At 48.7% G+C, this 12,459-nt stretch carries 8 protein-coding genes; 1 reads left to right on the forward strand and 7 read right to left on the reverse strand.

All coding sequences use genetic code 11. The features are described from left to right. Nucleotides 1-175: 175 nt before the first annotated feature. The 6 genes from lacZ to ACE3MQ_RS18925 all read right to left on the reverse strand — a co-directional run bounded on the left by lacZ (nucleotide 176) and on the right by ACE3MQ_RS18925 (nucleotide 10,719). Nucleotides 176-3,550, reverse strand: coding sequence for a beta-galactosidase, LacZ type (gene lacZ, locus ACE3MQ_RS18900; RefSeq protein WP_379395914.1), 3,375 nt, complete (start codon nucleotides 3,548-3,550; stop codon nucleotides 176-178). Between the two features lie 330 nt (nucleotides 3,551-3,880). Then, the gene (locus ACE3MQ_RS18905) at nucleotides 3,881-4,705 is read right to left on the reverse strand and encodes a carbohydrate ABC transporter permease (RefSeq protein WP_379395508.1); all 825 of its coding nucleotides are present in this window, start codon (nucleotides 4,703-4,705) and stop codon (nucleotides 3,881-3,883) included. After that, on the reverse strand, nucleotides 4,702-5,595 hold the full coding sequence (locus tag ACE3MQ_RS18910; protein WP_379395510.1) for a carbohydrate ABC transporter permease: 894 nt from the start codon (nucleotides 5,593-5,595) through the stop codon (nucleotides 4,702-4,704). The genes ACE3MQ_RS18905 and ACE3MQ_RS18910 overlap by 4 nt, the downstream gene beginning before the upstream one ends. Before the next feature lie 174 nt (nucleotides 5,596-5,769). Then, complete coding sequence (locus ACE3MQ_RS18915) at nucleotides 5,770-7,086, reverse strand: ABC transporter substrate-binding protein (RefSeq protein WP_379395512.1); 1,317 nt, start codon at nucleotides 7,084-7,086, stop codon at nucleotides 5,770-5,772. A 214-nt stretch (nucleotides 7,087-7,300) separates the two neighbouring features. Continuing rightward, nucleotides 7,301-9,163, reverse strand: coding sequence for a cache domain-containing sensor histidine kinase (locus ACE3MQ_RS18920; RefSeq protein ID WP_379395514.1), 1,863 nt, complete (start codon nucleotides 9,161-9,163; stop codon nucleotides 7,301-7,303). Continuing rightward, nucleotides 9,160-10,719 carry a response regulator gene (locus tag ACE3MQ_RS18925; RefSeq protein WP_379395516.1) on the reverse strand — a complete coding sequence of 520 codons (1,560 nt, stop codon included), beginning with the start codon at nucleotides 10,717-10,719 and terminating at the stop codon, nucleotides 9,160-9,162. The genes ACE3MQ_RS18920 and ACE3MQ_RS18925 overlap by 4 nt, the downstream gene beginning before the upstream one ends. 422 nt (nucleotides 10,720-11,141) lie before the next feature. Between ACE3MQ_RS18925 and ACE3MQ_RS18930 the strand changes: the two genes are divergently transcribed. Further along, nucleotides 11,142-11,783 carry an NAD(P)-dependent oxidoreductase gene (locus tag ACE3MQ_RS18930; RefSeq protein ID WP_379395518.1) on the forward strand — a complete coding sequence of 214 codons (642 nt, stop codon included), beginning with the start codon at nucleotides 11,142-11,144 and terminating at the stop codon, nucleotides 11,781-11,783. A gap of 64 nt (nucleotides 11,784-11,847) precedes the next feature. Here ACE3MQ_RS18930 and ACE3MQ_RS18935 read toward each other — a convergent pair whose 3' ends face one another. Further along, nucleotides 11,848-12,417 carry a YdeI/OmpD-associated family protein gene (locus ACE3MQ_RS18935; protein WP_379395520.1) on the reverse strand — a complete coding sequence of 190 codons (570 nt, stop codon included), beginning with the start codon at nucleotides 12,415-12,417 and terminating at the stop codon, nucleotides 11,848-11,850. Nucleotides 12,418-12,459 lie beyond the last annotated feature (42 nt).

Consider the following 12,459-nt stretch of genomic DNA (forward strand, 5'->3'; position numbering starts at 1 on the left):
TAAATACAGTTACACTGTTAGCCGCTACGACCCTACAGTAGTGGTCGACCGACCGACGTCATGCAGCGAACACCGAGCGCTGGGAGCTGCGCAAGTCACAGATACCGTGACCATGCCAAACGAAACCGTCTGGATTACCGGACGGTTTCGTTTGTTTTGCAACCACATCTATTTTCTATAGATCTACCCCTGAGATCCAGAACTCAAACTGCATATCCTGGTCTGCCGGGATGCGGTACTCTTCATGCACCGGCGCACCCCAGCTATCGTCACCGCCAACGCCCATCTGTTTGCCCGCCACGGTGATTACCGTATGGTGTACAGGCGGAAGCTCGTAGTGGTGCCGGGCATTCTCCAGCTCAAACGCCGTATACGGGGATATGCCGCATTCCACCGGCTCGCCCTGCGTTGCCGAAATTGCAATGCCTACCCCTTGCTCGTTCTGGACAAGCACCCGCCGCACACCGGTTCGGTTCCCGGATTCCTGCGGGATCGAGTACGGAGATACATTATCCTTCGCCGTGTTCTTAAAGATCCCGAGCCTTGCCCCGTGACAGCGGTCGATGTAGTTCTCTTCCGGCCCCATCGCCAACCATTCCAGCTTGTCGTATTCAGCAGGCACCTTGAAGCTGAGTGCATAGATCGGAAGCTCCGGCAGTCCGGCCGCTCCTTTATACAATGACCGTACACGGATTTTGCCATCCGGGTAAACCGTGTAGCGAACGGTGGCCTGTACATCTGCGCTGATGCTTAGTTGGTAAGTAAAGATAATACTTACACATGCTCCTTCTTCAGGGCATATCTCTCCAGCAGCAGATTCAGCTTGCGCCTGTCTGTGATCCTCCACCTCCACGGCAACGCATTTAGGAGCCAGGCTGGCGGCATACCAGCCCGCTGCATAAAAGCCCATATTCGTCCCGCGGTCATTATCCGTCAGCGCCCGCCAGAATAAAGGCTGCGGCGGATGGGAAATCATCTCGCGTCCGGAGTATTTCAAGGAAATAAGGCTGCCTGCCTGCTTTGAGAACAGGAAGGAGAAATCCTTGCCGTGAACGCCAATGTTCACGTCACCCTGAACGAGTTCAAGGCTTGGGAATGTTTCTGCATTCGTTCCGGAAGAAGCCCCAGACTTTACAGCATTCGCAGTATCTACAGCATTAGCAGTATCTACAGCATTAGCAGCATTTACAGCATTTACAGCATTTACAGCATTTACAGCATTTACAGCATTTACAGCATTCGCAGCATTCGCAGCATTCGCAGCATTCGCAGCTTTCACAGCGTCAACAGCACTGCCTGCCTCGGCCTCAACAATAAATACATGCTGGCCAAATGCGACTTCATGGCCTGCATCCGCCCATAGCATATTCTCCTTCAGCTTCAAGGAAGCATTAATGTAATATTCGCCTGGGAGCAAGCCCTTAAGCTCTAGCTCCAATGGAACGGTCTGCTCGTTGAGCGGAGCAACGTCCACCCGAACAAGGCGACGGCTAATTTCATGCCCCTCATTATTCAAGCTGATCTCCAGATCATACGCCGAAGTATTAGTGAATAAATTTTCGTTGATGATCGTAAGCTCTTGCTGATTCGGGATCAGCTTAACATTTTGATACAGAAATTTCACTTCCTGCACCTTAGGTGAAAGCCTGCGGTCAGCAAATATAATGCCATTGCAGCAGAAATTATAGTCTGTTGGCCGATCACCGAAGTCACCGCCATAGGCTAAATAATCATTGCCAAATCGATCCTTCACCATCAATCCTTGATCCATATAATCCCAAATGAAGCCACCCTGATACATCGGGTACTTCTGCTCCAGCTCGGTATACTTGTGCATGCCGCCGACCGAATTCCCCATGGCATGCATGTATTCGCAGGTGATGTACGGCTTCTCTGGATCGTTCCTCAAGTACTCTTCGACACCGGTCACCTTGGCGTACATCCGGCTCTCCATATCGCTCGTATCATTAAAGCGGCGGTCATGGAAAACCCCCTCGTAATGCACGAGTCGTCCCGGATCGGATTTGCGAAAATATTGCGACACCTCATAGATCACTTCGCCGCCATAGGCCTCATTCCCGCAGGACCAAATCAAGATGGAAGGGTGATTCTTGTCCCGTTCGAACATGGAAATGGCCCGATCCATCACGATATCCTTCCAGTCTGGACGGTCGCCCGGCACGACCCAAGACGGCTCCACCGCCCCCATTTTCTGCCAGGAGCCATGGCTCTCCAGGTTCATTTCATCGATGACATATACTCCGTATTCATCGCATAGCTCATACCACAGCGTCTGGTTCGGATAATGCGAAGTGCGGACGGCATTCATATTGTTCTGCTTGAGCATTCGAATATCGAACAGCATATCTTCTTTTGTAATTGCCCGCCCCGTGTAGCAATTAAATTCATGACGGTTGACGCCTTTGAACACGATCCGCTTGCCGTTCAAATGCATCACCTTGTCGATCATTTCAAATTTGCGGAAGCCGACCTTCTGGGGGACGACTTCAACAAGCTCGCCCTGAGCATCGTATATGGAAATAAAGAGTGTATACAACTGAGGATCTTCCGCACTCCACAAACGCGCCTTCGGCACATCGATCTGCAAGGATAGCTGCTTATCCTTGGTTCCGTCTATCCCAGCCCCGGCTGCAGCTTCAGCTTCCGTTCCGGCTCCGTCGAAAGAACCGAATCTTTTTCCTATATCATTCAGCTCCAGACGAGTTTGTCCCGCTACCTTCCCTTCTGGATCCAACAGCTCGGCCTCGAGGTATCCACCGCCGCGTTCTACCTCGCTATGAATCTGCAAATCCGCTTGTAATCGACCGTCATGGTAAGCCTCATCCAAATCCGTGCGAACAAACAGATCCCATAAATGCAGCTTAGGCACAGTATATAAATATACGTCCCGGAAAATCCCGGAGAAACGCCAGAAATCCTGGTCTTCCAGCCAGCTTCCCGTACTGCGCTGATACACCTCAACCGCCAGTTTGTTTACGCCGTCCTGAACATAAGGTGTCAGATCGAACTCGGCAGGCGTGAAGCTGTCCTCGCTATATCCGACAAACTGTCCATTGAGCCAAACATAGAACGCGGTCTCTACGCCCTGGAAGGATATATAAACAGGCTGCTGCCGGAATGACGAAGGAAGCTCGAATTCCTTCACATAGCTGCCCACCGGATTCTGTTTCTGGGGAATCGCTGGCGGGCGCAAATCCTCATGTCCGTCCCAGGGGTACATCGTGTTTACGTAGTGCGTTTGCCCGAAGCCCTGCAGTTGGATATGCCCTGGCACCTGAATATTCTCCCACCCGCTGCAATTATGCTCCGGCTGGTAGAAATCGACTGGGCGGCTATCCGGGTGAACCGAGTAAGCAAACTTCCAGTTCCCGTTCAGCGAATGCCGCATATCCATTTCCGTATCCTGCGCCGCAGCCTTTCTCGTCCTGTAGTACCTATGATCCGAATGCGCCGGCAGCCGATTCACCGCAAATATACTCACATCGCTTAGCCAATCCAAGCTTGGCGTCCTCAGTACTGTCAACTCTATCGCTCCTATCTAATAATAGTTGTTCTAACCTTATTCTCATACCCGCCTTATGGCCATTGCCACCGTCCTCCACACTATTCAACCCATGGTTATACGGGGGGGAAAAACAAGCGGAATCCGACCTTGTCGGATGCAGCAACAACTTTGATCGAATAATCGTACAAAGGTGCTTCCAATAGCAGCTAAAGCTACAACTTTGTATGAAAAATCGTACAATTTCCAAAGAACATTTCACACGTCTGCTTCTATCATAAAAATCTATAGTCCAACCTTTCTAATCATGATTGTTCTAAATGGTTGTACTATTACTCGCTTGAACTATCTATTCATTTACTTCACCGAACCCATCATCCCGGCCACGAAATGCTTCTGCATCAGGAAGAACACAAGCGCCGTCGGCAGCGTAGCAATGACAATGGCCAGCATAATGAGGCCGTAATCCGGCGAGTAGCCTGATCCCAGGTTCGAAATCAGCAGAGGGATCGTCTTCTGCTCCGGCGATTGAAGTACAATCAGCGGCCATAAATAGTTGTTCCAGCTCGACATGAACGTAATAATGCCGGCGGCCGCATAAGTCGTCTTCATCGTAGGCATGAATATTTTGAAGAAGATACCGAGCTCGCTCAGCCCGTCAATACGTCCGGCTTCTACCATGTCCTTAGGAAACATCTTCGAGTTCTGACGAAAAAAGAAGATCAAGAATGCCGTCGTAATCGTCGGCAGCATGACCGAGGCCATCGTATCAATCCCGATCGCTGGAGCGGTGCTCGAAATGTCAGCGAACATCCGGTACAGCGGGATCATGAGTGCGGCAAATGGAATCATCATCGACAGCAGCAGGATGTTGAATACGATATCCTTCAGCCGGCTGCGAAAAATTTCAAAGCCGTAACCAGCCAAAGAGGCAATGACAATCGCCAGAATGGTCGTTAACATAGATATTTTCGCGGAGTTCCAAAGAGACGTCCACAGATCCGTAGATTCAGCTAGTTTCCTAAAGTTCTCGAGCAGATGGCTGCCAGGAAGCAGTCTGCCCCTCGTCACATCAACCGACTTGTTCGTGGCGCTGACGACCATCCACAAGAAAGGAAAGATCGAAATAAATGCCGCCCCGCCGAGAAATACATACGTGAATACCCGCTTTAGCCTGCTCATTTTTTATCACCTGCCACTTTAAATTGAAGGATAGACAGCAGGACAATGATCAATACGATCGAGTACGATACCGTTGCGGCATACCCAAAGTCCGCCGTGTACTTGAAGGACAGGTTGTAAATATATTGCGAAATCGACAGCGTGGCGTTGCCGGGTCCGCCCTTCGTTATGTTCATCACCTCGTCGAAAAGCTGCAGCGTACCGATCGTTGATGTGATCGATGTGAACAGAATGATCGGCTTGAGCATCGGAATCGTGATTTTCGTAAATTGCCTGAATGATGTGGCCCCATCAATCCTCGCCGCCTCATAAATCGAGCTGTCGATATTTTGAAGCGCAGATAAATAAAAAATCATATTATAGCCGGTCCAGCGCCACGTAATCGCGATAATGATCGTAATCTTGGCCCAAAACGGGTGGGTAATCCACTGAATCGGCTCGCCTATGATGGACAGGCTCAGCAGCAGCGAGTTCACCAGACCGTCTGCCGCAAACAAATACTTGAACACAACGGAGTAAGCGACAAGCGAAGTGACACACGGCAGGAAGATCGCTGTCCGGAAGAAGCCTCGGAGCTTCAGCTTGCTGTCATTCAACAGCACCGAAATAAACAAGGCGAGAATAATCATAATCGGAACCTGAACAATCAGGTAAATAAACGTGTTCGTTAAGGCTGTCAGAAATGTTTTGTCGGATAAAAGCCGTACATAGTTGTCCCACCCTGTAAAGGAGAGATTACTTCCCGTACCGGTCTTGAAAGACAGGATGAGTGCCTGAGCCATCGGATAAAAATAGAACGTCGCAATCATCACCACGGCAATCAGGATAAAGCTCCACCCGGTCAAATTGCTTTTAGCACGGATGCTAAGCCCTGCTTTGTCCGCCTTCATCGTTAGTTAGAGCCCCTTTCTGTCCGGAAAATAAACCCCTGGACGCATCCTTACATATTGATGCAGCAGCGCCCAAGGGTCTGGATACTTTTAGAGGCGGTTCAATAAGTTAACTTTTTAGGTGAAGCTTACTTTTGAACTCACGCCTTTTATGAAAAGAGTAGTCTCCCCGCTCTATCTAACCTGGGCTTCTGCTTGGGACTGAGCATCGCTCAACGCTTGATCGATATCCTTACCGTTCAAATAGCTCTGCATTTCGACGACAAGAATATCCTCGATCGCATAAGTGAAAATGCCGTAGTTCACTCTAGGAATTTCAGCAGTCCATGCGGCAAAGTTATTGACGATCTGCTCTCCTCCAAAGAATTCATCCGGCTGCGAATAAGCCTCGCCGCCAGCCGCTGCTTTCAGCGTACCGATTGCACCGATATCCGTCAGCAGCTTCTGATACATATCTACGTCCGAGCCAAAGGTCTCAGCCAGGAAATCCGCGGCTGTCTCTGAGCCAGGAATATTCATGACATACCAGGAGCTTCCGCCCAGATTCGTCGCATGCACGGAGTTCGGGGTCTTCTGCAGCTTCGGCACAGGCAGAATCGCCCACTGACCGGATTGGGAAGCTTCCGCTTTTACCGATGGAGTAATCCAGTTGCCTGTCGGAACAGTTACGACATCACCATTGTTAATGTTTGCAATGAATTGGCTCCAGTCTGCGTTAAGCTTCACAATATTAGCTTCCATCATTTCTTTGTACAGCTCAAACGCTTCCTTCAAAGCAGCATTGTTCGCCAAATCTGGGGACTTGCCATCCTCGCTCACATACCAGGAGCCCGCTGACTGGATGATCATCCGAATCAGCCCCAAATCATTCGGGTCAAGCGTGATCATGTGCTTGCCGGTCTTTTCTTTGACGGCTTTGCCGATCTCGATATACTGCTTCCAGTCGATATTCACTAGATCATCCATCGTGTAACCCGCTTGCTCGATATAATCTTTACGGACGTACATACCCGTTACGCCAGAGTCGAACGGAACTCCATACTGCTTGCCGTCCAGGCTGGTCGGTCCGATCTTATAATCTGCGAAATCCTCTGCCTTAATCTTGCCGCTCAAATCAACGAAGGAATCAGGATAAGATTGCAGAAAGCTCTGTGCCCGGTAATCTTCAATCAGCACGACATTAGGAAGCCCCTTCGTCGTACCCGAATTCAGGCCCGTGTTCAGCTTCTGAATAATATCGGCCTGCGCAAATTCAACAATGTTGATTTTGGCATCCGGATTTTTCTTGCTGTATGCTTCTTTGGCAATGTTCAACGCGGCAATATTGAACGCCGGATCCCATGCCCAAATCGTAATTTCTTCTGCGTTGCTGCCAGAACCGCTATTACCGCTGTTACCGTTTGACGCAGCCGGCTCTTTGTCTGCTCCCCCGGATGAACAGCCCGCTAGCAGTACCACGCAGGTCAGGAATAAAGCCAGTACCTTCTTCATTGTTTCAGCCCCTTTGAATGATTGTTTATTCTGTCCCCCAATTCGTAGAGCGCTTTCGGAAAACGCTTTCTTCAGGGTCTGAATTTATCTTAGCACCGGGCAAGAAAGCAACGTTAGCAATTCCTTTATAGAGATTTGTGATTTTATTGTCCAATTGAATACGCTTACTTCCTGCGTATGTCTTTTCTTTAGATTTTGGTAATTTTATTGGATTTCAGCTCTTCTCGCTCAGAGGCAGCGTGATTCGTACTTGTGTTCCTTCCCCGAGCTTGCTTGTAATCGTTACGCCATATTCCTCTCCATACAGCAACCGGATGCGGTCATTGACGTTCGCTATACCGATTCCCGAGAACAGCTTGCGCGAGCTTTTGAATTTTTGTTTATCCTGAGTCACGTGGTTTGCGCTTGCTGCCTCACTGCGCTTTATCCCTGTAGACTCACTAGTTTTTAAATGTAAATTCGGCTTGCCCGCACCATGTTCAAGCTCAAGCTTTGCCATATCCATGCCATCGCCGTTATCGACGATTTCGCAGAGCAATTTCTGCCCTTCCTTGGCAATCAGCACGTGGATTACCCCTTCGCTTTTGACATTAAACGCATGAAAAAAAGCATTCTCCATGAAGGGCTGAATCATCAGCTTCGGCACTTGATATTCGGCGCAGTCCGGAGCCACGAAATAGTTGACCCGGATTCGTTCACCATATCGAACATGGTTTATGAACACGTAATCCTTCAAGCTTTTCAGTTCCTGCTCTACGGTAATCGTTTCACTAACGTTGCTGATTGTATTTTGCAGCAAGGAAATAAGCGCATGAATCGTCTCCACTGCCCTATCCTTGTTGCCTTGCTGGACAAGGAATTTAACCGATGTTAGCGTGTTGTACAGGAAATGAGGGTTAATCTGCTGCTGCAAAGCAGCTAATTCCGCCTTTCGCTGCCCCTTCTGCGTCTCTACGAGTTTAGCGACATATTCGTGAATTTCATCGAGCATATAGTTATAAGCCCGGCCAAGCTCTCGAATTTCATAACCGCCCGAAACGTTCACATAGTTATGAAAATTCCGCCGCGTTACCTTGGACATCTGACGAGCCAGCAGCGTAAGCGAACGCGTCATCTTCCGGGAAATAAGAAATACGACAATTAGAGCAACCAGTACGATCCCCAAGCAAATAAGCACGACGCTTCTCGTATTCACCATTTGACCCAGCACCATCTGCTGATCGATCATGTTGAGCAAATAGAAATCGTAAGAAGGCAAGTACTCCGCCAGCATGAGCTGATCCCGGCCCATGACATTCACCCTCTTCACATCCAGTTCCTGCCCCTGGATTTCCTGAGCATAAAATAACAGCTCACGGTTCTTCTGCCCGGTCAAGCTCGAGAGGTTGCTCGTCATCACTGTTCCGCTCTTGTCCATGATAATGACATCGTTGCCTTCGCTCGTAAAGCTGCTGTAGAAGGGCTTGAAGTCATTCTCATCAATGATGATATAGAGCATGCCATACTCCTGGCCAGTCGTTCGCTCCAGCAGCACCTTGGTCGCCACAATGAACTGCCTGCCGCCGGAATCGCGGTACAATTGATACATCAGCTTGCCGGGCTGTGCCTCCGCTCTTTTTGTAATATAACTTTGATGCAGCTCTAATGCCGAAGGCTTGGTCAGATTCACGTTGCCCGAATAGCTCCGCCCATTCTTCCCCACGATCGCTACCCCGACCGAATAAGCGTCTACCATCGACTGAACCCGCTTCATCTGGAGGGTCATGTTGTAATAAGAGTTCATCACCCGGATGGATTCGCTCGACTCTTCCTCCGTCAGGAAGGTCTTCAGCGTCCCGCTCTGCTGCGCTTGATTGGCCGCGAGCACAATCGAATAATGGAACGACTCGAAATTGCTATGAATCTGGTGAATAACTTTAGAATTCGTGATGCTGAAGGTTTCGAGGAACAGCTGCTCCGACATGCGCAGGTTCGTCCATACGACAGACACCGTAATCGTAATAATGCAGATGACCATAACAACAAACAGTTTTATAAATAATCCATGGAATTTCAGCCGTTCAAATCGTGCCCTCATCGCAGTTTTTTCTCCGCTCGCTCATAATATTGTCTTCGATATTGGGTGGGGGACAGCCCGGTGCTCTTCTTGAAAACTTTGCAAAAATAGCTGTGATCCCCATATCCGACTCTGCTGCTAATTTCCGAAATCGGGATATCGCCGTTGCGCAGCAAATCGGCGGCCTTATCGATTCGCACCCGGTTCAGGTGCTCCTTGAAGCCTTCATGATGATGCGCCGCAAAGAAGCTGGACAAATAAGAGGGATTAAAATGAAAATGCCGCGCCATCTCCGTCAGACTGATCGGCTCTGCATAATGCTCCTCAATATAGTCCAGCAGCAGCTTCATGCTCGTATTGCCTGTATGCAGGGCATTCTGCGCCGCTTGCACGCACTCCTCTGCCTGCCGGCGAAACTTCTCCAGCAATGACGTAATATCGCTAACATGCCGCGCCTCATCAATGGCCTTGAAATACGCATACTTGGCTTCATCCAGTACGGCAACGTCCAAATTCAGGCTGCCGAGCATATGAATAACGTTGAATAGAAGATTTCCGACCCATGATTTAAACTCAAATACCTCGGATTTATAGGAATAGGCATGCTGGCTAATAAATCGCTCCAGCTCTTGAAACCCCTCCTGCAATTGAAGTCTGCGAACGTGCTCCATGAAGGATTGGAGCGGGAACTCCTTGGCCTCCTCATTCCTCGGCAGCTCGCCAGGCATAAGGATGGCAGTAGACGAGAGAAAGAATCGGTACTGCAGCAGCTTAAGCCAGCTATCATGATAAATGTTCCCGAGCTGATCCAGCGGGTGAAAAGAGTCGCTGAGCACCCACTTTATTTCGCCTTCCTCTGTCATTGAAGCAGGGTGCAGCACTTTTAGTTTTAAAGGTAATGCCTTCCGTCCCTCCTCATCCACATTCAACACATACGCCGACAGCTCAGGATAGCCAGCGATCGGGCCGCATGGCAGTTCAACCGCAATCATTCGCGGAAACAGCGCTTTCAACTCATCCAAGACAAGCTGGCCTCCGGAGCAGCCCAGCAAATAAAAATAAGGATTGGGAAACCACTCCGTGATGGCCGCTCGATCTATTTCTATTTCATAGCGTGCAAGCAGTTTCTCCAGGATGTGATGCATAGAAGCCGTGTAGTCCTCCATAGGCTCGCCTCTACTGAGAGTCGGCAGCTTTGCAGCTGTTTTACGCAGCACCTCAAGCAGCATCCCTGTCTCCAAATGCGGCTTCAGAATATAATCGGATACTCCGCTCTGAAAGGTCGAGCGTACATAATCAAATTCGCTAAAGCTGCTTAGCACAATAACTTCAATCTCCGGCCAATTATGCTTAATAAACCGGGCCAGCTCCTCCCCGCCCATCACCGGCATCACGATATCGGTCAGCACGATATGAGGACGCAGCTTCTCGATCAGTTCAAGCGCCTCCTTGCCGTTCGAGGCTTCGCCGACAATCTGGAAGCCGTCCTGCTCCCAGTTCAATATATGCTTAATGCCCTGCCGAACCAGTATTTCATCGTCAACAACGAGTATTTTGTATAGTTCACCATTTCCCATATCTACTCTCTCCTTAGGCAACTTCAACCGATGTACTCCTGCTCCCTAATATTACGACTGCCGACCTTCCGCTCTGCCGCCACCTCTTATAAGTCTGATCTCGGGTGTAACAATCCGCTTGCGCAGAGTGCCCCCGCGCTCCGAGTATGACATATTTATCGGTATCTTTAATTGTATCATGGAAACCTTTCACCCTGTCGCCGAAGGCATGGTGCCGGCTGCTCCCCTTCAGCCCAACGACTCCGCTTATCAAATATTTACTGCACGCAGCTCGGGGCACGGGAAGCCCCCATTCCTATATAGATACCGGATCGAGGCCGGCAAATGATTGGGTATCTAAAAAAGCAAAAAATGTAATATAATAACTAATAGGTAAGTTTGCTTTGGGATACATAGCGGATTCGTTACTAGGGGCTGAATTTATGGAAAACGACAATAAAATAGCAATCATTGGCGGAACCGGGAAGGTAGGACGTTATATCGCAGCTGTAGCGCTGCGGCAGGGTTATCAGGTTCGGATGCTCGTTAGAAATCCTAACAAGCTAGTGAACCCGGATGATAGAATCGAAATATTGCAGGGAACCGCGGACGATATCAACGATATCAGGCTGCTGCTTCAGGATTGCCGCATCGTCATCAACGCTTTTGGCCAACCGGCTGGAGATGCGCCGTTATACAGTCTCGTAACAAGCCATGTACTGGAAGTTATGAATGAGTTAGAAATCAGCAGATATGTCGGGGTCACGGGGGGCTCTCTGACTTTGGAAGGGGATCGGAAGCGATTACGGAATAAAATCGGGGCCATGCTGTTCAAAGTCTTCTTCCCGGCCATGATCAAGGATAAACAGAAGGAAGCCGCTATACTAGAACAATACTGCAACATCGAATGGACGCTGATCCGGCTACCGTTTGTTGTAGAGGGCCGGATAAGCGGCGACATCATTAAGGAAAATCTCACAGATCTGCCGGGTATTAAAATTTCGAATCAAGATATAGCTCGCTTTATCATCGGGGAGGCGGAAGATAAAAAATACATTCATAAAGCCCCTTTTATTGCTACATAAAGATTTGGCTTGAGATTACAATGCGATGCATGGGGCTATCCGTTCAGGAGCGTCCGAGTGCATCTTAATAATCTAGTAGGCGTCCATTATCATTCCATTGACCGTACATTTTGCTTTCTCTAGTGTTCGTTATAAATTTGTCTAATCTACTCTTAAATAATTCTGGCTGATTTTTAACGCTTTGTATCGTGTCGATCCGGACTCTTTTATAAAGATCTGGAAATGCCAGAAAATTCTCATATACTTGCCTTTCCTCTTTTAGCCTTTGCTCTATAACCCTATCTATTTTAAAAGAAGCGTAATCCATATCAGGAAGAACCCTTCTTCCTTCTTCTCTCATTAACCCCAACTTTTCGAGGCGGCGGACACGTTCTTTATTCAATTCAGTCCATGAACTTTTTTTGCTTCTAGGAGACAGTCTCTGCGCCAGCCCCGTTTCAGGCATTTTCTTTATTATTCCATCGATCCATCCAAAGCATAAAGATTCTTCAACTGCGTTCAAATATAGCAACGTTTCTGGATTTGGCGTCATACTAACGACTACCCAACAAGATTTTTCAGTCTTACAATTTTCCTGTAGCCAAACTCTCAAATCTTCTCTCGATTTTACTGCAATCAAATTTTCAATTTCCATAGATAAAATACATTCTCCTTTCCAGGTATAAATCTACAAGCA

Origin of the sequence: Paenibacillus lentus (genome assembly GCF_042714055.1) — a bacterium.
Classification (GTDB): domain Bacteria; phylum Bacillota; class Bacilli; order Paenibacillales; family Paenibacillaceae; genus Fontibacillus; species Fontibacillus lentus_A.